Here is a 25,466-nt window from a genome sequence, read left to right on the forward strand (position 1 = left end):
CACCTCCTACAATCAAACTTCGGTTTGATTAATGTTAGATTATCATAATATAGTTATTCAATCAAATTATCATTTGATTGTTGATTTCGATTGGGAAATTACATATTGGTAATTCGAACGGAGATTCTAATTAAATACTCCTCATAGCCTTTAACTGAAAGATCATCTAATAAAACATCTTCATAAAAATATCCCTGTACTTCTATGTTCTTATCTTTAGAAAATGTTAAAATTCGGTCATAAGTGTCACTTATGCTTGAGTAGCCTTCCGTATGATACGCGGATAAATATAGTCCTCGTTCTCGATGGAAGTTTGAATATTTGGATCCATCGTTAACTCTCGTAAAAAGAAATTCATAATTGAATTTCTCATTTGCTAAAACTTTTTTTGTATCTCTCATCCAACCTATGGTGTGAGAGCTATTAATACTATGCAAGTTCAAGTATTTTTCGTGTTTTATCATAGAATCATAAATGCTTGTATCATTTGTATAAGGATCGGCCTCTGTTATAACCAAGAACTCCTCGTTCATTTCCTCAATAATAAACTCATTTGGAATGATCACAATTGCCGCTTCTGTCATTTGCTTTTTCTCTGCTATTATATTTTTCATTTTTTGCAGATGTTTGATTTTGGCATCCAACCTCTCCTCTTCATTATCAAGTAGGGCAATCAGCTCTTCAGGTGATCGTTTATCTAAATATCCCCGTATTTCTTTTAATGGTACATCTAAGTCTTTAAGGATTGAAATGACTTTGAATACATCGATTTGACTAATTGAATAGTATCTATATCCATTTTCAGCTTTAAATACAGGAGAAAGAATCCCAATTCGATCATAGTGAAAAAGAGTATCCTTACTAACACCCATTACTTTTGCGAATTGTCCTGTGGATAAATGAGTTTGGGCATTATTCTTCATATAAACCTCCTTGAGTATGGTGTTATACCATACTTTAATATAACCAAGTAAGCTTCAATATAGCAATCAAACATATATACCAAGGAGGGTATTAGTAATGAAAGTTCTAGTGACAGGTGCAACAGGAACAGTTGGCGGACACATTGTTAAACATCTTTTATCAGAAGGAGTAGCAGTAAAGGCATTGTCTCGTGCCTCTACACAGACAAGTTTTCCCGATGAAGTTCATACTGTTGTAGGAGACCTCGATCATCCTGACACCTTAGAAGTGCATCTTCAATCTGTTGACAGTCTTTTTTTAATTACACAGAGTGAACAAACAGAGGCCAGATTTTTAGCAAACCAAAGAACCATCCAGATGGCAAAAGAGGCTAACATAAAGAAAATTGTAGCGTTGATGGATTACGAAGGAAACCCGATCGAGACCGTCATTCAAAATAGCGGAATGGACTGGACAATCTTAAGGCCATCAGAATTTATGAAGAATGCACTATATTTTTGGGCAGAATCCATTCAAAAGGAAGGGATTGTAAGAACGGGATTCCCTGATACTTTGAGCGTCAGAATTCACGAAGCAGATATTGCCGCTGTTGCAGTTCAAGCACTTATCGAAGAAGGTCACCATGAAAAGATATATGCTTTAACTGGTCCACAATCGTTATCTAACAGGAATATGATTAATCAGATTTCTGAAATTATTGGAAAGCCGATTGAGTTGGTTGAACTGACTGAAGAACAAGTAAGACAAGACTCCAAAAATCAAGGCTATAATGATGAATTCATAGAATACTTCATCATAGGAATGGGAAAGAATCCACCTGAAAGTGCATATACCGTATTGCCGACAGTAGAACAAGTAACAGGCAAACCAGCAAGAACATTTGCTCAACGGGCAGTTTAACGCAACTTTCCAGTGTTTGGAAACGTATAGATATTTACTGGATTTAGCTGAACTCGCCCGAGGAGAGGAGAAAATAATGAAGCTGAAGCTATTTTCATATTTCCTGATTTTATTTTTTTTCACAGGATGCTCTAAGGAGCCTGCTTTGATTTACTCTGCACCAACCAACGAACAGATAGCAACATATATATCAGATAACAAGTTAGAAGTTCTAGATAGCATCTGGATTAAGGACAGTGCTTTAATATTGCTGAAAAGTTCATTAATAACATTGTATTCTGATCAGTATGAGAAGATATATGATCATAGGATATCCTGGGGATCAAATGATAAAGACTTAATAACTGTGGGAAATGGTACTCCATACATTGCAATTATTATTTATGATGATTTAATGAATAATGGAGCCACGTATATTAATGTAAAATATTCAGATGGAACAATTGAGTCAAGAGGAATCATTGACAAAAAGGGCTTAATTATATCCAACTTTAGTCAAACAACGGTACAAAAAATTTCAGTTATTAATACCGTAGGTGAAGAAATATACAGTAAATGAAGAAAGAAGTAGAGAAAGTTAGACACGAAGAGGATTAAACTAACCGGGAAACGATAGCTGAATAAACACCTAGGACAAGGCTGCAGACTTGAACGGCAACCTCGTTGAGCTAACAGGAAGGATAGTTCCAAATATGGTAATATAAGAATATGTTCTTCAGGTTAGGTGTGAGGTACCCATGAAGGTCAAAGGGGAGAAAACTTGGGCATAATTCGGATCTCGTATATTCTGGGAACCATTGCACTCTTGTCGATGTTTTTATCTACTATACTTAGCATTACTTTTTCGATATTATCATTAATTGCAAGTTTTATGGCAGTTGTTCTTTATAGGAATCGAAGGTCAGTTTATGTGCTCGTCTTTAATGTTGTAGTGTTTTCTGTACTCATTTTCGGGCTATTTTTTATTATTTCAAGCTTTACCATTTTGGAACAGTAATTTCTAAAGGGACTAAACTAACGGGAAAAGTTAGTTAAATAAAGACATGAAGGTGATGTTCTGAGAAAGAACTCGTTTTTTAGATTAACCGTTCTTACTTTGCTAGTTGCCCTAATAATTGCTAGATCTGGGATATGGTTTTTTGGACAATATATCCTACCATCTCCTCCAGATTGGGATTGAACTAACGGAAGATGATTGCTCAATACACAAGAAACGGCGGCCGATATGGCTGCCGTTTTCTCAATTAACGTGCAAACCTTTATTCTACAGAAGAGGGATGTATGAGGCAATCTTTCAAATATAGGAATGAAAATATATCCCATCCCGAACAATTCCTTTTTTACAAATTTTTAACATCGTACTAACAATCCATTGATAGTTGGGATCTATACTAAATTTTAGATGAATAAGGTTCGGACAAGGGAAGCTTGGGTGGAGATGATGAGAAAACCCTAATTTCGCAGTCTATAGAATGGATATTCTAGTTTGGGCTGTGATTTTAGGCTTTTTGTCATGTCCTTTTATCATCATAGAAAAACTTGGAGGTAGGATTATGTTGAAAAAAAGCTTCAATAAAGGATTATTTTTACTCGTTACAATTATGCTGATTGTGTCAGGGTGCGGATCTGCAAACAACAATGTGAAGCAGAATGATGAGGAAGCAGTAACGCCAAAGGAAAAGGTTGCTTTAACGTTTGCAGCATTTGGCAGTGATGAAGAGTTAGCGATCTATCAAAAGGCGATTGACTCATTTGAAAGTGAAAATCCAAGTATTGATGTTAGTCTAAAGTCTTTCCCTCGTGCAGAGTATAATCAAAAAATGTTGACTGAGCTAGCGGGTAATAATGCTGCTGATGTGTTCTATGTAAAACCTGAGACATTAGCTAAAATGCGAGATAGTAATTCTCTGATGGACTTGTCAGATTATTTGGCCAGTACAGAAAGCTATGTACAGGAAACCGCATTCCCAGAAGGCTTCTGGGGTGGTGCAAAGGTTAATGAACAAATTTACGGCGTAGCTGTGGATGTTAATCCAATGGTGATTTACTACAATACTGCTATTTTTGAGGAGTTAGGCTTGAAATCTCCCCAGGAATATTACAATGAAGGTAACTGGACTTGGGATACGTTTAAAGAACTAAGCAAGAAGGTAGCGGAATCAGGCAAGAAGGGTTATGCGCTTGATACGTATTGGGCAACGGTGCATAGCTGGATCTTCTCTAACGGTGGTCGTGTGTTTGATGATAATGGTAATTATGTGCTGGATACGAATAATGAAGCTCAGGAGGCACTTACTTTCCTTGAGAGTTTGATTAAGGACGAAGCTGCAATCTTTACAGGTACATTGACAGAGGGAATATCTACGGAATCTTTGATGATGTCCAACCAGCTTGCATTTAATGCTAGTGGACGCTGGATAACACCAACCTTTAACTCAAATAACTTTACTACTTTCGACTATATTCCATTCCCTACGAAAACAGGCGAAGAGCTTAAAGAAGTGGCAACAACGATTGTATTTCTAGGGGTTAATGCTAAAACAAAGCATGCTAATGAAGCGATGAAATTCCTATCGTACTATGTTTCTACTGAAAGTCAAAAAATTCGTTTGGCAGGTGGTAATGCAGTACCTTCAGTAAATGGAGCAGAGTCTCTAATAGAGGATGCTGCGGTACCTGCTCATGCTAGCTATTTACTTGATATGCGTGAAATTGCATTTGCACCGAGTGGACCGCAAATGAACGAATACAATTATTCTGGCCTAGATGCAGAAATGAAAGCAGCATACGAACTGCTATTTACAGGGAAGAAAAACGTAACGGAAACCATAGAAATAATCTCAGGAAAAGTAAATGAAATGATGAAATAAATGGAAGGGGCTTGTCCCCTTCTTGCTTTTTCGCAGATTACTAGGGGGAGATTACTTGCATTTTCGTAATAGAAAAATGTGGGGCTATCTATTCATACTCCCTCAGGTTATTGGATTGATTGTATTCCATATCATTCCCTTAATTTGGGCTGGATATATTAGCTTCACCGATTTTGATGGCTTTGGACGTAATAACTTTATCGCTTTTGACAACTACTCTAGTCTATTTAAGGATGATGAGCTGTGGGGTTCCTTGCGTAACACGGCTTATTATGCCCTGCTAACCGTAGGGATCGGCGTAACAACAGCCCTACTTGTTGCTCTTGCTCTTAATGTAATAAAGGGTAAAAGCTTCTATCGAGTGTTCTATTTTATGCCTGTTATTACAAGCACTATTTCGATGGGTGTTATTTGGGTGTGGATGCTGAACGGGGAACTAGGCATTATCAATTATATATTATCTGTTATTGGCATTGAAGGTCCAGGCTGGTTAATTGATGAGCGCTGGGTCATTCCCTCCATTGCACTAGTCGGTATTTGGGCTACGCTCGGCAAGGATATGATTATTTTTTTAGCAGGCCTACAGGGAATATCCAAGAGCTATTACGAAGCGGCCGAAATTGATGGAGCATCGGGATTTAAGCAATTTTGGCATATTACATTACCGTTATTATCGCCTACAACGCTATTTGTTACGATTTTGGCGCTTATTAATTCTATTCAGGTATTCGATCAGCCTTATGTTATGACAGGCGGCGGTCCTGGGAAGAGCAGCTATACTCTCGTTTATCTCATTTATAATCAAGCTTTTGTTGAATTTAATATGGGACGAGCTTCAGCAGTTGCGATGATTCTATTTGCCGTTATATTAATCATTACATTATTTCAATTTATTGCTTCAAAAAGGTGGGTGCATTATGAATCTTGATCGTAATGGGCTGAATATCTCAACTTTGCCTAGTCAAAAACATTGGCTTATTCGAAATATACCCACTCTATTCTTGCATGCTGTTATGGCAATAGGTGCGCTATTAATGATATTTCCATTTATATGGACATTAAGCAATTCTTTTAAGTCAATGGCAGAGATGTTTGCATATCCGCCAGTACTATTACCGGAGACACTGCTATTCAACAATTATTTGAGCTCCCTGACCGCGATGCCCTTTGACTTAGCTTACTGGAATAGTACCTATATTACTATTGCAATAGTAGTTATTCAGCTTTTGACATGTACCTTGGCAGCATACGCTTTTGCTAGAATCCAGTTTCGAGGACGCGAGTTCATCTTTATCGTCATATTAGCGATGTTGATGGTGCCGCATCAGGTTACAATGATTCCAACTTACCTCATCATTAGTAAGCTGGGATGGCTCGATACACATTGGGCATTGATTGTACCCAACTCCATCTTCTGGGCTTTCGGTGTATTTATGATGCGTCAGTTTATGATGGGAATTCCTGCAGAGCTGGAGGAAGCAGCTATGGTAGATGGTGCCTCTCCACCGCGAATTTACGCTCAAATTATGCTGCCACTTGTACGACCTGCATTAGCTGCGTTAACGATTTTCTCCTTTCTAAGCAATTGGAATGCTTTTCTTTATCCGCTGCTCTATCTTAGTGATCGTAGTCTGTTCACTGTGCCGCTGCTGCTCAATGCTTTTAAAGGGCAATATAGCACAAACTGGTCACTAGTAATGGCAGGAACGATGATTTCAGTTATTCCTGTATTAATTGTGTATCTGATTGCTCAAAAGCACATTATTGAAGGAATTGCGATGACGGGAATTAAGGGGTAAAAAGATTGTGTATATACGATGATCTGAATGGATAGGAGAGGAAGTATTGCATGAGTAAACAACAGCTTGATTACCCTCTAATTGCTGCGGTTACACGCCCAGAGCAGATGGAAGCAGCACTTAACAGTAAGGTGAAGCGTATCAATTTAATGACAGGAGATATTTCGCAATTAGCCTCTATCGTTGAACGTGTACATGCAGTGGATAAGAAGCTCTATGTTCATATTGAAATGGTAAATGGAATTAGCAGGGACAGTAGTGGGATTCATTACTTAGCCAACGTCTTTAAGATTGATGGCATTGTCTCTACGAAAAGTAATGCTATAGCATCGGCTAAGCAAGCTGGTATTGGAACTACGCAGCGTATATTTGCCATCGATACAGCTGCAATTGAAACGGCACATAAAATGTTTCATAGTTCTAAGCCTGATGAGGTTGAGCTTATGCCCGGCCTTATGCCAAGAATTATTACAGAAATTCGGTCCCAGTGGGACAAGAAGCTTATCATAGGCGGCTTAATTCAAAGTAGAGAAGAAATACAATTAGCGTTTGATCATGGAGCAGATTATGTTTCATTAAGCAATTCAAGTTTGTGGTAAGGAAGACAACTGAATAGATCGCAAGAGCAGGTGGAGATGATGAGAAAACCTAGCCGAGAAAACAAGACGTGTTTTTAGGCTGCCTTTTTCAGCATCTCTTTTTTTGATGATACTTTTTAGGAGGGATACCATGTCTGATGGATTAATGGAAAAAGGAAAGATGAATAGGAGACAAATGCTTAAAGTTACGGGGGCTTCATTGCTATCAATAGCAGCAGGCTCTGTTCTTATTAATAATGCTTATCCAACAGCATCAGCAGCGGAAGCGGTGCAACCAACAGAGTCAGCTGCACTCCCTATTGAAGCTGTCTCCTTCAACAATGTAAAGGATTATGGTGCAGTTGGAGATGGTATTGCTAACGATACTGATGCCATTCAAAATGCTCTTACACTCGCTGCCGGAGTGGTGGGTGAGGCTTCCATGGTATTTATTCCAAAGGGGACCTATCGAGTTACAGATACACTCCGAATCTATGCAAGAACACACTTGAAGTTAGATCAAGGTACAACAATGGTACGTAATCATGATCGTTCCTTCCTAATTAATGGTGACTGGAATGCTAATTATATAGGCTATGATGGACAAGGTGATTTAATCATTGAGGGCGGTGTATGGGATGGGAATATCAATCAGAATCCCAATATGTTCAATTGGTTTGGACTTGCAAGAGCTCGCAATGTTGTGATTAGAGATATAGAAGTAAGAGATGTCGTCTCTGCGCATGCCATAGATATGAATGCTTGTGAGGACATTTTGATTGAAAATTGTCGCTTTCTGGGTTATCGCGATGGAACAAGCGATCAATCAAGAAACTATGCCGAAGCTATTCAAATTGCTAACCATACAGAAACAGGCTTTAACGATATAGGCTCCTTTGATGGTACTCCTTCTCGCAATGTAAGGATCAGGAACTGCTATTTTGGAGCGAGTGGTACAGCTGGTACAGGGCCATGGGCAGCCGGAGTAGGTAATCATTATGCGGTTCATAATCTATACAATTCGAACATTGTAATAGAAGGGAACACCTTTGATGGTATGACCTATTCGGGGGTTCGAAGCTTTAAATTTGCTGATCTTATTGTTGCGAATAATACATTTCTGAACTGTCATAAAGGGATTATGCTATCTAACCCTGCCGCTAACACAGAATCAACCAAGGATGCTGCTGGGGTTCAGTCAGGGCTTCCACAATCAAGTCATAATGTGATCATTCATTGTAATGTGTTCAAGGGAACGACGGGGGATAATATTTACTGTGTTGGTTGGCCGAAGAGCAATAGTGTTTATGCTAAGGTAGAGTCTTTAAGTATTACAGACAATATATTTGATACAAACTCTGCTAATAACTCTTGTATTACGATGAAATGGGTAAATAACGCACTGATCTTAAATAATCAGTTCCGGAATGTATATCGTGGAATCTATCTTGCCTATGGAACCGCCGTTTCAATTACTGGAAACCATATGTCCGATATTAGGGTAGAAGGAATCTTTGTCGAAGAGCCTGATACTGAGTATGCCGGCTATGGTCATACCGCAACTATTAGAATTACAGACAATACGTTAAAGCAATGTGGGCGATCAGCTATCAACTTAAGAGCACTGAAGCATTTTCAGGTTAATGACAATTTAATCGAAGCAGCAGGACTAGAAGGTGATAATTCAAAACAGGGAATTGCTGTGAGCAGTGCTGCGAGTGAGGGAAGAATTGCTGGCAATGCGGTTATCCCAGCGGCTGTCGGTAATAAAAACCAATATGGTATTCAAGTTACGAGCACCTGCACCAATGTTCAGGTTGCAGACAATAGGCTTGAGGGTAAGAGTGGACGAGTAAATATCGAGGGAAGTACTAATTTTGAAGGAATTTATATGCATAGTCCTAATGGTAACAGATATCGAGTAACGGTAAGTGATAGCGGTACGCCAGTTTACACAAAAGCTTAAATGGAAGATATACTATATAACCTATAGGAGCTGAATTTCTATGTCCAATAACAACATTTGTGTTTCAGATTTAATAGTATTGTCCGAGACTCTCGAAACAAAAATAGAGGTGCTTAAAAAAATGGAAGTGAGCTATGTAGAGCTGCTAGTTGATGGTAAAGCTTGGGACGATACAATACAAAGCTATGCTAAGTATACGCCTTATTTACGTCAAACTGGATTGAAATTCAGTGTTCATCCACCTGCTTGGGATACGAACCTATCAAGTGAGAATAAAAGTATTCGTGAAGCAACTTATGTGGAATATTGCAGAGCTATTGAGTTCGCGTATGCAATTGGAGGAAAGCATGTTGTCATCCATCCCGGTTTCTGTTATTCACCTGGCTTTGATAAGGAGCTTGCAAAGCAGCGAGCCTATGAGCTTGTCTCATTATTATGTAATATAGCAAAACCGCTTGGGATAAGATTGGCGATAGAGAATGTTGGATATAATGGCAGCTCATTATTTACACAAAAGGAATACGTAGAATTTGTTGCAGATTTGGATGCAAGTGCAGCATATTTGATTGATACAGGTCATGCTCATCTGAATGGATGGGATATCCCGGAGCTAGTTAGAGCGACAAAAAATCGTCTTTGCTCTATTCATTTACATGATAATTTCGCAGATGGTGATCGTCATTTGCCAATTGGCAGTGGGGACATTGATTGGGAACCTATCTTTGCAGAGCTGCGCGAAGTGAACGATTGTCTACCCATTCTTGAATATGCCCCAGGAACAAGTCTTGAGCAGCTGAAGCAGTCCATGAACCTTGTAAAGAATAAATTAAATGCCGGGATTATATCTTAATGAGTCGTATTAAGTTAATTGTTAGTGATCTCGATGGTACACTATTGTCTGAGAGGAATGAACTAGAGCAGGAGGTGCTCGATACGATTGAAAGGTTTCGAGTCTCAGGTGGACAATTCACAATTGCGACAGGAAGACCGCTAATTACAGCCTTACCCATACTCCAAACGCTAAATATCGAGCTGCCCGTTATTCTTTGTAATGGAGCGGTCATTGCCAAAGATGGTCATATTGTGGAACAGCATTGTTTTACTTTAACTAAGCTTAGCCATTTGCTTATTGAGGCACATCACCAAGGGCTAACGATACTTCTCTTCGGGCGTTCTGATGTATTTATATTTGAACATACTGCAGATGCAAAAGTGTACGAGCAAAAGGAAAAAATATCTTGTACCGTAATCTCCTTAGAGGGGATGGAATGGGTTGAGATGCAAGCTGATAAGATTATTCTAATTGGTGATATTGGGCGATCATTATTGCTATGGATGAAGTACCAAAGTACATTAGGTGATTACTTTGGAGCTTTTCAATCCGAATATAACTATCTAGAAATTGTAGATAAATCATGCAGTAAAGGAAGCGCAGTTACGACTATAGCAGAGTCACTTGGCATTAGCCGAGAGAACATCATGACGATTGGTAATGAAATGAATGACTTACCTATGTATTCAGTATCGGCTGTTGGGGTTGCTGTTGCCAATGGACGAGAGGGCTTGAAGGAAGCTGCTGATTATATCTGTCAAAAAGCCTATGGTCAAGGAGTTGTGGAGGCGATAGAGCGCTTTGCTCTGGAAACGGCATTGCAGAGGAGAGATGAGTAAGTATGATTAGTGGTTTAGGTACGACCGGTATTATCTTACTGGTACTGGTTGCATTGCTGCTGTTTGGACCGAAGAAGCTTCCAGAGCTAGGGAGAGCGCTTGGTAGAACAATTAGTGAGTTTCGTTCTGGAACAAAGGTGCTGATCGAAGAGGAAGAAGCTGATAGTAAATCGAAGAGTGAGACTAAAATGGCGTAATCAAGGTAAGGTTTGGGAGTAACATGGGACTGCTCCCTGTTTTGCGAGACAGGATCAAAACATTTTTTCAATGAAATAGCCAGTCGCCATGGAAATTAACCGGCGACTGGTTATTTCATTGCCCATCTCATCGACAGCGCTCATATCATACCAATCAGGAAATCGGGTTATATTGGATTATGTTCACTACTTATATCGTTGCTGCTTTGTTAGAAATTTTCCAATACAATCTTTCCTATCGATTTACCTGTTTCCATTTTTTCATGTACTGCGCGTAGGTTTTTTGCATTAATTGGTTCTAGGCGCTCAGTTAAAGTGGTTTTTAACTTACCACTATCAGTTAAATTAGCTAATTCATTCAACAGCTCGTGTTGTTTGATAATATCATTGGTTTGGAACATTGACCGGGTAAACATAAGCTCCCAAACAAACGTGACACTTTTAGAAAAAAACAGATCCATATCCAAGCTTCCTGTCCAATTAGCCTTATCTGCAGGGACGATTGAACAAATCTTACCTTGGGGGGCAATGACTTCAGCCATATTCGTAAAATGTTGTACAGTGTCATTTAAGCAAAATATATAATCCACGGTTTCAAATCCAATATTCTTAAGTTGCGATGCAAATTGGTTATTGTGATTGATTGTAAAATCTGCCCCTTGGTTTTTGGTCCATTGGATTGACTCAGGGCGTGAAGCAGTACCAATTACAGTTAGACCTGCTAATTTGGCAAGTTGAGTAGCAATCGACCCGACTCCTCCAGCTGAACCAATAATGAGTATGCTTTTATTTTGGTTTTCTTCTACATTATGCTTTATTCCTAAACGATCGAATAGACCCTCCCAAGCAGTAATCGAGGTAAGCGGCAAAGCGGCTGCTTGTGCGAAATCCAAACTTTCAGGCTTGTTTCCAACAATTCGTTCATCTACCAAGTGAAATTCACTATTACCCCCTGGGCGAGTCACACTCCCCGCATAATAAATCTCATCTCCAGGTTTAAATAACTGACATTCAGTTCCAACCTGTTTTACGATCCCAGCTACATCCCAACCAAGAATTTTGGGAGATTCTTCTTCATAGTTGTTTTTCTCTCGCATACCCAAATCGGCAGGATTGACAGATATGGCTTTTACTTCTACCAGTAGATCACGGCCTGTAGGAATCGGTTTTTCTAAATACAAATCAACAAGGCTCTCAGGGTCGGATAAAGTGAGATATCGGTATGCACCGATTGCTTTCATTTTTTGGTGATTGCTCATATTGTTCTTCCTTTCAAGTTGGTATATCGTACATTTGAATTATATGTTGTATACTTACTTTTAAAAAGTACGCATAATTTTATTATATAGTATTAAAAATCATACCTTTGAAGGGAGATAGAGTAATGGGAGATCGAAGAAACAAATACGGTGCTAATCCAAATATGCAAGGATGTCCTGTAGAAACAACTCTGGATGTTATCGGAGGTAAATGGAAAGGGATCATTCTCTATCATCTCATTGACGGAACGAAAAGATTTAATGAATTTCGGCGCCTCAATCCGGGTATTACGCAGTTTATGCTTACACTGCAATTACGGGAGCTTGAACGAGATGGCATCATTCATAGAGAAGTTTATAAAGAAGTTCCGCCCAAAGTGGAATATTCACTTACTGAGTTCGGAAAGACGTTAGAACCGATTATACTTTCTATGAAAGAATGGGGGGAGATTTATAAGATCAGACTTAACGAAAATAGAATGCCACAAGGGGAAGATGCTTGAGTGTTCAAAAGGGCTTGGAGAGCTACGGAGTCAAGGTTGGTTGTGAGCCTGCAACGCAGACGATCACTCTTAGCTATAATGGCAATACTCTTGAGCTGAGGATCGGTGACACAGTAGGCCTATCCAATGGTGACAAGGTGAAGCTAATCGCGCCGATGCAGCTTGTGAATGAGAAGGCAGTGGTAAGTGAATATTTTTGGGCTGGCTCTACCTCAAGCTCCAAGTAAGCTGATATTTTCTTGCCAAGCTTCTCGGCGCTAATCACAATCGAGAACTGCTCAATAATACCTTGTTGGACGAGCCGGTCGATGCGATCCTTCACCGCGACGCCCGACAATCCGACTTCCTTTACCAAGTCGATATAAGATATTCTACTGTTCTGAGCTAGTCTCTGCAGGATAGAAACGCCTAGTTGATTTGTATGGCTCACAGTAGGAGCAAGGATGATCAAACCAAGGATTTCCATTGCATATAAGGGCCTAAGCCCCATATGAAGCTCCAAAAAGGAGTGCTTAACCGGGAAAATTTATTGAATTCTGTGAAAACGTTAATCCTACTGGCACTGGATGCTGTGATATAATCGGCTGAGTACATGAATGTCCGAATATTACATAACCTTGATGTGCAAGGAGGTACACATGATCAGAGAAAGCAAGCCGGTAAGCAGGCTAATGCTCGTTATGGTTCTTGCGTTGCTTCTGCTAAGCATTGGACCGCTGTCCGTCGTATCCGCTCAGGATTCGGTTGCTGCCAGTGACGTAACCATCAAGCTGGATGGTAAGACGACGAAGATGAATAATCAGGCTCGAATGCAAGATGGCAGGCTATATGTACCCGCAGCCCGCATTGCCGACCTATTCGGTGCCAGTATAAGCTGGGATGCAGACAACGAAGAAGCCACGATAAAAACCGTGCTAGGTGATGAAATTGTATTAGGGAACGGAGTCCCCGTTGTGTATTTCAACGAGGCACGTTACACGATGGATACAGCACCATTCGTAACAGGTGACAGAATATACGTACCGCTGCGTCAAGTGGCAGAGCTGTTTCATGCTAATGTGAAGCTGAATGCGGAAGATAACATTGTAGAGCTGGAGACAGTGAAGCCAGCCGTTACAACCGAAGAATATGGATTAGATGAGATTAGCAAGGAATTCGATAGCAGCAAGTCAGCGCTATTAAAGCTTAACGGACTGGATAGTAAAGATGTAATTAAGACAGGAACGAAGCTTAAAGTCGTCATTCCTTCCATTTTTGATAACGTTGCGAAGCCTTTTACAGAGAAAGACCTGACATTGCTCGCGAAGATTACGATGGTTGAAGCTGGTTATGAGTCCTATGAAGGACAGCTTGGAATAGCGAATGTTATTTTGAATAGAGTGAAGAGTTCGAACTTTCCAGATACGATACACGACGTTATTTATTCAGGGAAGCAGTTCCCGCCAGCACATAATGGACTACTAGATAAGAGCAAGCCTAATGCCAGCGTTCTACGCGCGGCTAAGGATGCCTTGAATGGGAAGAACAACGTAGAAAATGCGGTCTACTTCTTCAATCCAGCTGTTTCCAAAGGGTCATTCTGGTCCGGCCTGGATGTTATTACGACTATTGGACATCATCGATTCGCCAAATAAGGGAAAGCCCGTTATGACCTATGCGTCATAACGGGCTTTTTGATTAGCGCGATAAACGGTATTACTCTCTCATCATTATTCGGTAAATGATCATCGCTGCTTCAGCACGAGTGGAATAGCCAGTCGGATTGAGCTGCTGCTGTGAATTTCCTCTAATGAAGCCTGCTGCAGCGAGTGCTGCAACATCATCGACTGCATAATTGGCAATTTGGTTGCGATCGGTGAAGGCATCGAGCTCGGAGATGGAAGGATGTGTAGATGCCCAAGCTTCTGCAGCCCTTAGTGCTCTAGCTGTCATGACGAACATCTCTTCTCTGGTTATCGATTCCTGTGGATGATACAGCCCATCCGCTTGCCCTGTGACGATACCCAGCAGCTTAGCTGTCTTAAGCCCTTCATAATAATAATCATTCGGAAGCACATCGGCAAAGCTGTCTTCGTCTGCTGCGGATAGTCCCAAAGCTCTAACAAGCAGTAGAGCATAATCCGCGCGATTAATCGTCTGATTCGGCCTGAATTCCGTATCGGATACCCCGTTGATGACGCCTCTGGAAGCTAATACCTCTACAGCAAGCTTAGCCCAATGAGAATCAGGCAAGTCTTGGAATGTCTTATGATGATAGAGAGCTGCATACTTGCCGGTGCTGTTAACGGTAGAGAACACAGCAAGCTTACTTGCAGCATTGTAGCTCGCATTTACTTGCGGAAGGATAGCCCCATTCTCATCAACGGACCAAACCACGATAAAAGCATGGTTATTCGCATCTTCAGCCGTTGGATGGGGAAGTCCTATCTGTATGGCTGAATGCAGACTCTTCGGCTGAGCGATATTCCCGTCTAGGCGAAGCTCATATTCGAGGAGCAGACGTTCTTCTAGCTTCTGCTGCAGCTGCGGAGCAGCGTCTATTGTTCTAACCAGCAAGGTGACAGACTTAACATCGGCAAGCTCTGCTTCTAGGAATACTTCATTCGTGATGAAGAAGGTAGCAAGTGGAGTATGGATCTCTAGCTGTAGAGTGGAAGCTCCTGCAAGAAAGGCGGAAGCAGGGAGCGTGACTTCATACTCCTCAGCATCAGAAGAAACATGCTCTGCAGGCTGAATACGTATGAGCTTGTGTTGTCCCCCTGACTGTAGCACGGCCATGGCAATCGCTTGCTGTAGGGTGGCTTCATTCAACTGTCCGATTGCTTTCCCTTGATTGACTGTGTAGGTAAGGTCGATACTTACGCTCCCATCGGATTGAAGAACAGCAGCCGTGCTCCCGACACCAGGGGCATGAGGCCCTGGATTCCCCGGATTCGGCCCTTCACCTGGGTCAGTTTCTTCGAAGGGAATGAACTTCAAGAAGTCGCCCCAGATGACACTCCCTTCCTCATCTCTTAAGTAAGAGCTAACTGGAGCTAAGCTCACAAAGCTGGCATCGGTCAGCTGCTTGCCTGACTTATTGGCCGACTCGGTACCATCGTACATATAATTGTTGTCCGCAGCTAATGAAGAAGGATATTGGTCTGGGTCAATAGCGCTGGTTCGGTAGGACAAGAAGCCGTTAATTGTAAAGTCGGCAGCAATGTGGTCGTACGTTGTAAAGTTAAGGTTGCCGCGCGTATTGTTGAATCCGATATTGTTAGCAGCAATAACTCCTGGATTGCTATTGCTTGCGAAGCCATAGGCTCCATTGCCGAAGGCGATGGAGTGGCGGATCGTATGCGCGACGTGGATGCCTTCGCCTCCCAGCTTGAAGCCGTTCTTGTCACCTGCACCTATCGTTCCATCGGTCAAATAACCATTGTTGAAGGCAGCGCTATTCTCGATGATGACGGGGCCGATAGCGCCAGTTCCCGCTTTTGTATACAGGTCCCAGCCGTCGTCAATGTTGTTGTATGCCAAGCAGCCTCTGAATATATTGCCTACTCCGGAAGTTAATTTCGCTGCAAAACCGTCTGCATTGTTATCGGAAGGATCTCGGTTATCGAATGATGAGCTGTTCAGAATTAAGTTGTAGGAGGGCCATTCGGCAATATTTTCTGCTGTTCCATCTGTTCGACTGATCTGCAGACCAGTATCGCCATTCGCGTAGAAACGACTGTCTTCCACGATGTTGTAATGACCTCCTACGGTGAAGCCTTTTGTATTGCCTGCGGAGCGGGTGAAATCGAGCCCCTTCACATGCCAGTAGCTGCCGCTGAGTATAACGCCTTCAGATTTCTTATCGAAATCGAATACGGGTCTTGCCCCCGGCGCAGCCTCTAGATATTTCATTGCATCTGCTTGCCCGTCATTATACTTCTTAATATCAATGGGAAATTGACGTACATACCGACCATCGAGCACGATAATGTGCTGACCTGGACGAACGTAATCGATTGCCGTATCAATATCAAGTGGATTATTAATGGTTCCATCTCCGAGGCTCGTTCCTGAAGGCGATACATATATAGGCTCATCGGCAGCATAGCTCTTCAGCGTAACGGTGAAGTTACGAACCATTTTAGTATACGATGTCAAATATTGGGTATCGTCTGGTAAGAATGTAAGACTGAAGTTCGTATCGCCTTGTGCTTGCAGAGTTGCTGGAATGAAGAGACGCTTGCCAGCCTCTGCCGCAATATCTTGTGCGATAACGGTAGAGCCCTGCTTAAGAGTTACCATTCCATTCACATTTGGGCGAACAATCATTGTATACTCCGGGCTGGAAGTCTTGGTTAACGATAGAATAGATAAGCTTGGTGTAATAGGTGCTATCGGTGGTTCGATCCTCGGTGAATCGGTTGCTGCTGAGCTCACCTGCAGCTGAATATCACTTACGACAATCGTGGCGAGACGGGCCGTATAGAAACCAACATACATTTTGGAGTCTTGGACACTTAGAATATCTGGCGTGAAGTGAATAGACTCTTGCCCATTATTGAGCTGCCCCGTAAACCCGCTGTTCGTCTTAGATAGTGTTAATCGATAGGAGGCAGCAGGATTCGTATTGTCAGGTGCGGGTCGTTCGGGCTTCAGCATGATCGCTTGAATGCCTTGGCTGCCAGCTCCATCTGGGGTCTCTACGCCGGTTCTGACGAATAGCTGGGTACCATTATCATTCCTCGTACCGCCACTATAGCCTCCAATAGCTGCAATATTCGATGCGAATACGCTGGAATTGCCGAGTGTCCCAATCGCATCTCGTGCCATAATGCCGAATGATTCCTGTCCGTCATAGGGGGACTTGGCATAAGCTAACACTTGTATATCCGCAGATAATGTGAAATTATCCTCCGCTGCATCAAGCTCTGTGTAATAGAATGTAATGCCATCATGATCGCCCGTCACTTTACCGCCGCCTTCAAGTGCGACTAGCTCGACGGATCCATCCTCTCTAATGGTTGTATAATTGTTAGCGGCGGATGAAGATTGACCGAAATAGATGCTGTTCCATACCGGTGCAATCTGTTCTTTGACAGTAACAGGATACTTGATTGGCAGAATAGACGAGTCCGATGGAATAATGCTGATCTCGTATACACCAGGGACCTGATTGTTGAAGGAGCCTATGTCTAGGGTAAAGTCGCCGATCACTTCTCTGTCCGAGTTGTCGTACACCTTCGATACGATTAGATTGGTGCTGTCGAATGGCTCATTCACATAAAACGTTGTTTGTGGATAGCTAGTTACCTCGATGCCTACTAGCTCCTTCATTTTCACCTTCACTACAAAGGCAGCCGTTCGTCCTTTATGGGTTATTGTCATCTGCTGATTTCCTGGTATCGAGGTATCAAGGGATGAGACCGTATATTCATTGCTCATTAGCCGAACCTGAGCTCCATCAGCATAGTGAGCATAGAGCACAAGTCCTTCTAATTGAACGGTATCGCCAATGAAATAAGTCGTTTGCTTAGGCTGATTTCTGATTTCCAGATGAGAGATCATTGTATCGTTGACGAGTACGCTGAATGAAGTGGTTAGACTTGGCGTTTCTGTAGCGGCAATCTCTACTTCATAGGTGCCGGGCTGAGTAAAAGTATAGGGGTTCATGTCGGTTACCAGCAGTCCATCGATTGAGAACGAATAAAGGTCGCTCGTCAGCTCTTTCGTCTGGAAACCGTTATTATACTCGGCCAGAAGCACTAACCCCTCTGGGTCGAATCTATCACCCGGGAAATAAACGGTCTTAGCTGGATAATATTTCAGTGACAAGGAGGTGACCGATAACGGGATGATCTGCACCGTTATTTGCACGGAAGCGCCATTATAATGAATATTGATCGTATTCGCTCCTACTGCGCTGCTATCATAGCCTGTAACCAAATAATCGGTAGAGGACAAAATGGCTGAGCTATTATCGGAGTAATTAGCGTTGACGACCAAACCGTTCAAATCTAGCTGCTCACCAATCAAATAAGTGGTTTTCGCCATCGCACTCGTATCGGCTGTAAGACTTCGTACCGTACGGGTCTCGACCTCAATCGCGATATCACGGAAGGTAATGGTCGCATCTCTAGCAACGTATACGCCTGCGAAGAGACTATCAGAGAATGTATCCTCTAGTGTTATGATTTCGGTCTGGTCATTGATGCTGAGCTGGTAGGTGTTCCCCGACTTCCGAATGCTTAGACTATATTCTTCACCCGCACTCGGTGCAGAAATTCCGTTGAACGGATTAAGCTTGACCTGAGCTGATTTCTTATAAAAGCCTTTCATTACCTGATCTAGAGCACCGACTGCAGCATAATTGGAAGTTGTGGTACTGGCATCACCATTGCTCCCAATATGATCCCGCAGCATGAGCCCGAAGGACTTCTGATTAGGCGTACTAACGCTGCTGTCACTGTTGAATGCAATGACATTCGCTGTCGCTTTAAGGACTAAGTTAGCATCCAGTGGGATTTCGGTTGAATAGAAGGACAACCCTTCATCACTGCTGGAGATTTCCCCCCCGTAAGTAGACAGCGTTACAGTAGCTGCATCTTCAACAATCGGTGGTGGATTTTTGGTCGGGTTCGTATTGCTCCCGAATGCGCTGAACGCCCAAGGCCCGATCTCGACTTGATCATCTAGCTTCAACTGCACATTGCTGAAGGTAACGGTCGTATTTCTAGCCGTATATAGGCCTGCGTATGAAATGTCTGCGTCAAAGCTTTCAATGGTTTGCACGATATCGCCTATCTTGACTACATACAAGGAACCAGTCTTCTTGATACTGAGCTCATATTCTTCTCCAACAGCAGGCCGAGCTGCATCTGTGAATGGTATTTTTTGCAGGCTGGCAGACTGACTTTTATGAAGCGCTTTCATTTCTTGGTCCAAAGCACCGACTGCTACATAATCTCCTGAATACGCACCTGACTGGTTCTCCCACACGTTACTGCGCAGCATCAGGCCGAACGAAACTTGGTTATTGGCTGTCCATGCATCCACATGAGCAGTTGCCTTCCATTCAAAGTTCACTTCCGGATCAATCTCTTGGAAGTAATAGGCGATGCCTTCTGTACTGCCGGAAATTTTCCCTCTGTCATTCGAGCTTCGAAGAGTAACTGACCCGCCATTCTCAATAATGCCAAAGTTAGTAGACGTTACTTTGTCCTGCCCGCCAACATCGCCAAACACACTGCCTTGCCAATTGCTCTGAATGTCGATCATCCCCGCATAAGGGTCAGGCTCATCTTCTGCAAACACCTCCAGCGGATAGACGGACATTAAGAGGAGGAAGGATAGAGCTAAAGCTAACAAGCGTTGATGTTTTCTCAATGATTCAGATCACTCCTTTTCATTCGAATGGATTAATTGCTGGGTTCTTTCATTCCGAATTATACGTGAAGGCTGAAAAGTACAGCTATAATCAATACCTCATATCTGGCAGCATACGTGTTGGTAAAGGGAGGATGTGAGCTAATGACACTGGGTTTATTAACGCTTCAATGAACAATTATTTACAAAATTTTAATATTGGTTTGTTAGAGGATATGATGGTTTATAGATGCACGACATGCTAAAATGGCGAAATAAATGAAGAATTAGAGGGGAGGAGGAGGTATAAGTGAATCCGGAGTGGAAGGAACAGCTGGAACTGCATCGGAGCAAGCGGCGAGAAAACATCATTCAAGCAGCACAGCAATTGTTTGTTGAGAGAGGTCTATCATCGGTTACGCTCAAGGACATTGTTGAGTTTTGTGGAATCAGCAAGGTAACTCTCTATAAGTATTTCCGTTCTCTTGATGAGATTATTTTTGAAGTGCAGATGAACGTATTGAGAGAAAACAGCTTAGATAACAACCATGTTGTCCCTAAGGGGAACAATGGCTTGGAGAAGATGAAGTATCTATTGGAACAATGGATTATCCGCTCAGAACAGAATTCGAATATGATGAGATTTATCGCCATGTTCGATGCTCACTATAGAGATCAATATCCGACGCCTGAGCTGGAGAGCCGATATCGAGCCTTTTTGAAATTTGATAATCATCCTTTTCTGATCGTGTTGGATGAAGGTATAGCCGATGGCTCGATCCGCAGTGATATTGATAGAAAGGTGCTGACCTATACGCTGAGCAATGTGGTTAATGCTACGCTGCAGCGAATGATACTTAGAGGAAAGCTCCTGCATCAGGATCAAGGAATTGAACCTCCCATTATATTGGAACAATTAGTAGCCATGGTGCTAATGTATTTAACACCGCAGAATAACTCAATTCCATCGAACCCTACGGACCATAACCAATAACAGTCAAGATGCTTATCTCGCGAAGAGAGAGCATCTTTTTTTGCGCCTATATAGTCTCATTGTCTTCATGATTTCTTTACTTAACTATGATATTGCCGTAACAAACCACTTCTATAATAAGGGGGATTACCGATGGTAAACACTAATTAATCATAAGTAAACAGTTTGTAAAAAAGGAGAACACCATGAATATTGATATACAAACGCTGGTTGACCAAATGACATTGGAGGAGAAGGCCTCCTTAGTTAACGGCAAGGATTTCTGGACGACAGCTGAGATTAATCGTCTCGGTATTCCGTCGCTTACATTAAGCGATGGTCCGCATGGCCTTCGTAAAACGGAGTCTGGTTCTGATATGGGGAGTCAAGTTATTCCAGCTACTTGTTTTCCGACAGAGGCGGCACTTGGCTCTTCTTGGGATACGGAGCTGGTTCATGAAGTGGGGCAAGCGATCGCAGAGGAATGTCTGGCGCTTGGCGTTGATATTCTGCTTGGTCCGGGTGTGAATATGAAGCGAACTCCTCTGGGAGGAAGGAACTTCGAGCATTATTCTGAGGACCCCGTCTTATCGGGTGAATTAGGAGCAGCATTCGTGCATGGCGTTCAAGGTAAAGGAATTGGAGCCTGTGTGAAGCATTTTGCTTGCAATAATCAGGAATATGAGCGAATGACGATCAGCGCGGAGGTCGATGAGCGAACGCTGAGGGAGACGTACTTACCTTCGTTCGAACGGGTAATCCGTAAGTCTAAGCCATGGATGGTGATGACGGCATATAACAAGGTGAACGGGGTCTATGCGGCGGAGAATGAATGGCTGTTGAAGGAAATTCTCAAGGCGGAATGGGGCTTCGAGGGAGCGGTCGTCTCAGACTGGGGCGGTGTCTCTGATAATGTTCGTTCTATTGAAGCGGGACTGGATCTGGAGATGCCCGGCAACCGTGGATACAGCAGCGAAAAAATAGTGAAAGCAGCCAAGGATGGCACATTGTCGATGGAAGCACTCAATGCTAGCGTGGCGCGTCTTCTGAGACTTGCTTTCATGGCTAAGCAGAAACAGCAGGAAGGACAAGCTCTAGATCACAATGCCCATCATTTGCTTGCTCGCCGTGCAGCAGCCGAGAGTATCGTACTGCTCAAGAATGAACAGCAGATGCTGCCGCTTAATCGAGCATCCTTGCAATCGCTGGCTGTCATCGGCCAATTCGCGAAGGACACACGTTATCAAGGAATAGGCAGCTCACAGGTTAACCCCACCCGTGTGGATTCCTCTTACAATTGCTTCCTCGAGCAGCTAGCTCCAACGACCGAAATCTATTATGCAGAAGGCTATACAGAGGAGAATGAGCCGAGTGAACATCTGCTAAGAGAGGCTGTCGAGAAGGCAGCCGCAGCGGAGGTAGCCGTCCTATTCGTCGGGGTTACACCTGTCTTCCAGAAAGAAGGAAGAGATCGTAAGCACATCTCGCTCCATGATGCCCATAATAGACTCATTACAGAGGTATGCCGAGCTCAACCGAATACGATCGTCGTTCTTGCGAACGGTTCGGCAGTCTCTATGCCTTGGGTACATGAGCCGAGAGCAATAGTGGAGGGCATGCTGGGTGGTCAGGCTGTCGGTGGTGCAATTGTAGACGTGCTGCTGGGGGACATTAATCCATCTGGCAAGCTCGCAGAAACTTTTCCAATACGAATTGAGGATACACCAGCTTACCTGAATTATCCCGGAGAGGCGAATCAAGTCCATTATGGAGAGGGATTGTATGTCGGTTACAAATATTATGATAAAACGAAGGTCGCCCCACTATTTCCGTTCGGTTATGGCCTTTCCTACACAGAATTTGAATATGAAGCGATTCAAGTGAATCGTCAGAGCCTTACGAATGAGGACAAGCTGGAAGTATCAGTTGTTGTTGCGAACAAGGGCAGCGTTGCAGGTAAAGAAATTGTTCAGCTGTATGTGTCTCCAATATCAGCCTCTTATTCGCATCCGGAGCAGGAATTAAAGGCATTTGCCAAGGTTGCTCTTGAGCCAGGAGAGCGTAAAGCAGTTACGTTGACCGTGGACGGAAGTGATTTTGCTTCCTACAATAGCGTGCTTGGGGTATGGCGGATTGAGACCGGAGAATTCGAGATTCGAGTAGGCGGCTCCAGTAGAAGCATTGCGCTTCGGGAGAAGGTAATTGTAGAAGAAATGAGGCAGCTTGAGATCCATCTGCATGCAGACATGCCATTCAAAGCTTTCTTCAATCATCCTGCTGTGAAACCACTCTTAATGGATGCACTGAAACAGACCTCACTGATTCAAGCGCTTGGAGGCGGCGGACTAGCTGAGGAAATGGCACTTCTGTATTTCAAGGACATCCCTCTGAAGCGATTGTTAGCAATGGGTGTCATGACGAAGGAGGTTCAAGAGCAGCTGCTGCACAAGGTCAGTGAAGCTCTTGAACAGAAGTAGTGCTTGCACCAACGCTGCTGCGTGCGAACCTAAGAAACATAGTAATGGTGTAAAGGAGAATGAAAGAGATGGCTTCTATCCGATTGCAGCAAATAACCAAAGCTTATGATAAAACGAAGAATGCAGTGGACCATATCTCGTTGGAAATTCCTGAGGGCTCCTTCACGGTACTGCTTGGCCCATCGGGCTGTGGAAAAACTACGCTTCTTCGAATGGTAGCAGGGCTTGAGGAGATCACATCTGGCAGTCTCTTTATTGGAAACAGAGATGTCTCCCGCGTTGATGCCTCTCAGCGTGAGATCGCGATGGTGTTCCAGAACTATGCTCTGTATCCGCATATGACCGTTCGCGATAACATTGAATTCGGATTGAAGAATGCCCGTATTCCCAGGGAGGAACGAGAGAAGATTGTCGCGGAAGTAGCAAAGCTAGTCGGTCTTGAGGAATATGTAGAGGTGAAGCCTGGCAGCTTGTCCGGTGGACAGCGGCAGCGTGTGGCATTGGCCAGAGCGATCTCCAAATCACCGAAGGTATTTCTAATGGACGAGCCGCTCTCCAATCTGGATGCTAAGCTCCGCAATCATATGCGCTCGGAGATCATTCGTCTGCATAATAAGCTCAATGCGACATTCCTGTATGTTACCCATGATCAGACAGAAGCGATGACGATGGGTGACAATATCGTCGTACTAAGCGGAGGCAAGGTGATGCAGTCCGGCTCCCCACGAGAGATCTATAATGATCCGCACAACTTGTTCGTCGCACAGTTTATTGGCGATCCAGGTATGAATGTGCTGCCGATTGAAGGTGGTGCCAGTGTGGCATGTCGCCCGCAGAAAATATCACTAGAAAGAATAGATAAGGAGCATGCTGTCTATACGGGTACGGTTCTTACACGCGAAATGCTAGGCTCCGACATGCTCTATTGCGTGGAGACGAATGCTGGTGAAGTTATGGTTAGAGTACCGGATGAAGGGGAGCCCCTGTCCTATGGAGCTGCTGTCGTCCTGCGAATAGCAAGAGAGGATCTCTATTATTTCGATCAGGATGGCGAGCGGGTACGATCGGAGGCCCATATGGACGAGCTATGGAGGAGGATGACTGCGAATGCGGCGCTTCAGCAAGCCCATTGATTGGAAGGCATATCTGTATGTGTCACCTGCGGTTCTAAGTGCAGCAATCTTTACCGTCTATCCGATTATCTATCTGATTTATTTAAGCTTTCACAAGGTTGATATCATGACGGACACCTATACGTTCATTGGACTCGGCAACTTCACAAGCTTGTTCCAATCGGATAACTTCAGACAGGTCGTAGGCAATACGTTTGTGTATATGATCTGTACCGTTGGACTGACGATGCTGCTCTCGCTGCTGCTTGCCGTTCTGCTCAATCGGTCGACTTGGTTGAACCGATTTGTTCAAGGGACTGTGTTCATCCCTCATGTCATATCGCTTACGTCCATGTCTTTACTATGGCTATGGTTAATGAACAAAGACGTAGGACTGCTCAATTCTCTCCTCTCCTTCTTCGGTCTTCCGAAGCTGCAATGGGTGGAGAGTCCGGATACGGCACTGATGTCAGTCATCCTTGTCTCTGTCTGGAAAGGGCTTGGCTATAACGTTATCATGCTTGTCGCAGGCATGCAGAGCATACCTCGAACGATACTTGAAGCGGCGAAGCTGGATCAGGCAGGTGGAATAAGGCTGTTTTTCAAAATCATATTGCCTCTGCTGTCCCCGACCTTGTTCTTCATGCTTGTGGTCAACATCATTGGTTCCTTCCAGGTCTATGATTCGATTAGCGTTATGACAGCCGGAGGTCCAATGAATTCGACCAATGTATTGTCTTACTGGATTTATCAGACGGCTTTCCAATACACAAGGCTGGGTGAAGCCTCGGCTGGAGCAATGGTGCTGTTCATCATCGTATTGGGGTTAACTTATTTGAATTTCAAAGTGCTGCGTTCTAAGGTGCATTATCAGTAGCTGATTACACAAAGGG

20 protein-coding genes and 1 pseudogene are annotated in these 25,466 nt (G+C 43.1%); 17 read left to right on the plus strand and 4 right to left on the minus strand.

Annotated elements, in window-relative coordinates; all coding sequences use genetic code 11:
- Positions 1-98 precede the first annotated feature (98 nt).
- A complete protein-coding gene (locus AC6ESP_RS01745) occupies positions 99-923 on the minus strand; it encodes a MerR family transcriptional regulator (RefSeq protein ID WP_497094931.1) in 825 nt (274 codons plus the stop codon).
- A 97-nt stretch (positions 924-1,020) separates the two neighbouring features.
- On the opposite strand from AC6ESP_RS01745, the gene AC6ESP_RS01750 reads away from it, so the two are divergent.
- The 10 genes from AC6ESP_RS01750 to tatA all read left to right on the plus strand — a co-directional run bounded on the left by AC6ESP_RS01750 (position 1,021) and on the right by tatA (position 10,905).
- A complete protein-coding gene (locus AC6ESP_RS01750; protein ID WP_497094932.1) occupies positions 1,021-1,824 on the plus strand; it encodes an SDR family oxidoreductase in 804 nt (267 codons plus the stop codon).
- A 76-nt stretch (positions 1,825-1,900) separates the two neighbouring features.
- The gene (locus AC6ESP_RS01755) at positions 1,901-2,383 is read left to right on the plus strand and encodes a hypothetical protein (protein ID WP_497094933.1); all 483 of its coding nucleotides are present in this window, start codon (positions 1,901-1,903) and stop codon (positions 2,381-2,383) included.
- 913 nt (positions 2,384-3,296) lie between these two features.
- The gene (locus tag AC6ESP_RS01760; RefSeq protein WP_497094934.1) at positions 3,297-4,694 is read left to right on the plus strand and encodes an ABC transporter substrate-binding protein; all 1,398 of its coding nucleotides are present in this window, start codon (positions 3,297-3,299) and stop codon (positions 4,692-4,694) included.
- A 76-nt stretch (positions 4,695-4,770) separates the two neighbouring features.
- On the plus strand, positions 4,771-5,622 hold the full coding sequence (locus AC6ESP_RS01765) for a carbohydrate ABC transporter permease (RefSeq protein WP_497095008.1): 852 nt from the start codon (positions 4,771-4,773) through the stop codon (positions 5,620-5,622).
- 85 nt (positions 5,623-5,707) lie between these two features.
- Positions 5,708-6,493 (plus strand): carbohydrate ABC transporter permease, encoded by a 786-nt coding sequence (locus AC6ESP_RS01770; protein ID WP_497095009.1) that lies wholly within the window; start codon positions 5,708-5,710, stop codon positions 6,491-6,493.
- A 50-nt stretch (positions 6,494-6,543) separates the two neighbouring features.
- Positions 6,544-7,092, plus strand: coding sequence for a glycerol-3-phosphate responsive antiterminator (locus AC6ESP_RS01775; protein WP_497094935.1), 549 nt, complete (start codon positions 6,544-6,546; stop codon positions 7,090-7,092).
- Between the two features lie 130 nt (positions 7,093-7,222).
- On the plus strand, positions 7,223-9,037 hold the full coding sequence (locus tag AC6ESP_RS01780) for a glycosyl hydrolase family 28-related protein (protein ID WP_497094936.1): 1,815 nt from the start codon (positions 7,223-7,225) through the stop codon (positions 9,035-9,037).
- A 40-nt stretch (positions 9,038-9,077) separates the two neighbouring features.
- On the plus strand, positions 9,078-9,887 hold the full coding sequence (locus AC6ESP_RS01785; protein ID WP_497094937.1) for a sugar phosphate isomerase/epimerase family protein: 810 nt from the start codon (positions 9,078-9,080) through the stop codon (positions 9,885-9,887).
- Positions 9,887-10,708: an HAD family hydrolase gene (locus AC6ESP_RS01790; RefSeq protein WP_497094938.1), complete on the plus strand. Its 822-nt coding sequence runs from the start codon at positions 9,887-9,889 to the stop codon at positions 10,706-10,708. Before AC6ESP_RS01785 ends, AC6ESP_RS01790 begins: the two co-directional genes overlap by 1 nt.
- Positions 10,709-10,710: 2 nt before the next feature.
- Entirely contained in the window at positions 10,711-10,905 is a 195-nt protein-coding gene (gene tatA / locus AC6ESP_RS01795) for a twin-arginine translocase TatA/TatE family subunit (protein ID WP_497094939.1), read from the plus strand.
- A gap of 209 nt (positions 10,906-11,114) precedes the next feature.
- On the opposite strand, the gene AC6ESP_RS01800 is transcribed toward tatA, so the two are convergent.
- Positions 11,115-12,164 carry a zinc-binding alcohol dehydrogenase family protein gene (locus AC6ESP_RS01800; protein WP_497094940.1) on the minus strand — a complete coding sequence of 350 codons (1,050 nt, stop codon included), beginning with the start codon at positions 12,162-12,164 and terminating at the stop codon, positions 11,115-11,117.
- Between the two features lie 125 nt (positions 12,165-12,289).
- On the opposite strand from AC6ESP_RS01800, the gene AC6ESP_RS01805 reads away from it, so the two are divergent.
- Both AC6ESP_RS01805 and AC6ESP_RS01810 read left to right on the plus strand, forming a co-directional pair.
- On the plus strand, positions 12,290-12,667 hold the full coding sequence (locus AC6ESP_RS01805) for a winged helix-turn-helix transcriptional regulator (protein ID WP_497094941.1): 378 nt from the start codon (positions 12,290-12,292) through the stop codon (positions 12,665-12,667).
- Positions 12,664-12,894 carry a stalk domain-containing protein gene (locus tag AC6ESP_RS01810; RefSeq protein WP_497094942.1) on the plus strand — a complete coding sequence of 77 codons (231 nt, stop codon included), beginning with the start codon at positions 12,664-12,666 and terminating at the stop codon, positions 12,892-12,894. Before AC6ESP_RS01805 ends, AC6ESP_RS01810 begins: the two co-directional genes overlap by 4 nt.
- Before the next feature lie 62 nt (positions 12,895-12,956).
- Here AC6ESP_RS01810 and AC6ESP_RS01815 read toward each other — a convergent pair.
- Positions 12,957-13,157: pseudogene (locus AC6ESP_RS01815) on the minus strand (Lrp/AsnC family transcriptional regulator); the annotation flags it as partial.
- A gap of 148 nt (positions 13,158-13,305) precedes the next feature.
- Between AC6ESP_RS01815 and AC6ESP_RS01820 the strand changes: the two are divergent.
- Complete coding sequence (locus AC6ESP_RS01820) at positions 13,306-14,301, plus strand: cell wall hydrolase (RefSeq protein WP_497094943.1); 996 nt, start codon at positions 13,306-13,308, stop codon at positions 14,299-14,301.
- A gap of 61 nt (positions 14,302-14,362) precedes the next feature.
- Here the strand turns inward: AC6ESP_RS01820 and AC6ESP_RS01825 are convergent, their stop codons facing one another.
- Entirely contained in the window at positions 14,363-20,032 is a 5,670-nt protein-coding gene (locus AC6ESP_RS01825; RefSeq protein WP_497094944.1) for a right-handed parallel beta-helix repeat-containing protein, read from the minus strand.
- A gap of 289 nt (positions 20,033-20,321) precedes the next feature.
- Here AC6ESP_RS01825 and AC6ESP_RS01830 point away from each other — a divergent pair, with 289 nt between their 5' ends.
- From AC6ESP_RS01830 to AC6ESP_RS01845, 4 genes are all read left to right on the plus strand, one after another.
- The gene (locus AC6ESP_RS01830; RefSeq protein WP_497094945.1) at positions 20,322-21,005 is read left to right on the plus strand and encodes a TetR/AcrR family transcriptional regulator; all 684 of its coding nucleotides are present in this window, start codon (positions 20,322-20,324) and stop codon (positions 21,003-21,005) included.
- 185 nt (positions 21,006-21,190) lie between these two features.
- Complete coding sequence (locus tag AC6ESP_RS01835) at positions 21,191-23,461, plus strand: glycoside hydrolase family 3 C-terminal domain-containing protein (RefSeq protein ID WP_497094946.1); 2,271 nt, start codon at positions 21,191-21,193, stop codon at positions 23,459-23,461.
- A gap of 68 nt (positions 23,462-23,529) precedes the next feature.
- On the plus strand, positions 23,530-24,594 hold the full coding sequence (locus AC6ESP_RS01840) for an ABC transporter ATP-binding protein (RefSeq protein WP_497094947.1): 1,065 nt from the start codon (positions 23,530-23,532) through the stop codon (positions 24,592-24,594).
- A complete protein-coding gene (locus AC6ESP_RS01845) occupies positions 24,569-25,450 on the plus strand; it encodes a carbohydrate ABC transporter permease (protein ID WP_497094948.1) in 882 nt (293 codons plus the stop codon). The genes AC6ESP_RS01840 and AC6ESP_RS01845 overlap by 26 nt, the downstream gene beginning before the upstream one ends.
- Positions 25,451-25,466: the final 16 nt, after the last annotated feature.

This window comes from Paenibacillus xinjiangensis (assembly GCF_059686975.1).

Excerpts from the sequence above, each read along its gene's own strand:
- AC6ESP_RS01780 (WP_497094936.1), top strand. The coding sequence starts at position 7,223 with ATGTCTGATGGATTAATGGAAAAAGGAAAGATGAATAGGAGACAAATG.
- AC6ESP_RS01805 (WP_497094941.1), top strand. The coding sequence starts at position 12,290 with ATGGGAGATCGAAGAAACAAATACGGTGCTAATCCAAATATGCAAGGA.
- AC6ESP_RS01785 (WP_497094937.1), top strand. The coding sequence starts at position 9,078 with ATGTCCAATAACAACATTTGTGTTTCAGATTTAATAGTATTGTCCGAG.
- AC6ESP_RS01820 (WP_497094943.1), top strand. The coding sequence starts at position 13,306 with ATGATCAGAGAAAGCAAGCCGGTAAGCAGGCTAATGCTCGTTATGGTT.
- AC6ESP_RS01835 (WP_497094946.1), top strand. The coding sequence starts at position 21,191 with ATGAATATTGATATACAAACGCTGGTTGACCAAATGACATTGGAGGAG.
- AC6ESP_RS01760 (WP_497094934.1), top strand. The coding sequence starts at position 3,297 with ATGGATATTCTAGTTTGGGCTGTGATTTTAGGCTTTTTGTCATGTCCT.
- AC6ESP_RS01790 (WP_497094938.1), top strand. The coding sequence starts at position 9,887 with ATGAGTCGTATTAAGTTAATTGTTAGTGATCTCGATGGTACACTATTG.
- AC6ESP_RS01840 (WP_497094947.1), top strand. The coding sequence starts at position 23,530 with ATGGCTTCTATCCGATTGCAGCAAATAACCAAAGCTTATGATAAAACG.
- AC6ESP_RS01750 (WP_497094932.1), top strand. The coding sequence starts at position 1,021 with ATGAAAGTTCTAGTGACAGGTGCAACAGGAACAGTTGGCGGACACATT.
- AC6ESP_RS01745 (WP_497094931.1), bottom strand. The coding sequence starts at position 923 with ATGAAGAATAATGCCCAAACTCATTTATCCACAGGACAATTCGCAAAA.
- AC6ESP_RS01755 (WP_497094933.1), top strand. The coding sequence starts at position 1,901 with ATGAAGCTGAAGCTATTTTCATATTTCCTGATTTTATTTTTTTTCACA.
- AC6ESP_RS01770 (WP_497095009.1), top strand. The coding sequence starts at position 5,708 with ATGGCAATAGGTGCGCTATTAATGATATTTCCATTTATATGGACATTA.
- AC6ESP_RS01775 (WP_497094935.1), top strand. The coding sequence starts at position 6,544 with ATGAGTAAACAACAGCTTGATTACCCTCTAATTGCTGCGGTTACACGC.
- AC6ESP_RS01845 (WP_497094948.1), top strand. The coding sequence starts at position 24,569 with ATGCGGCGCTTCAGCAAGCCCATTGATTGGAAGGCATATCTGTATGTG.
- AC6ESP_RS01800 (WP_497094940.1), bottom strand. The coding sequence starts at position 12,164 with ATGAGCAATCACCAAAAAATGAAAGCAATCGGTGCATACCGATATCTC.
- tatA (WP_497094939.1), top strand. The coding sequence starts at position 10,711 with ATGATTAGTGGTTTAGGTACGACCGGTATTATCTTACTGGTACTGGTT.
- AC6ESP_RS01765 (WP_497095008.1), top strand. The coding sequence starts at position 4,771 with ATGTGGGGCTATCTATTCATACTCCCTCAGGTTATTGGATTGATTGTA.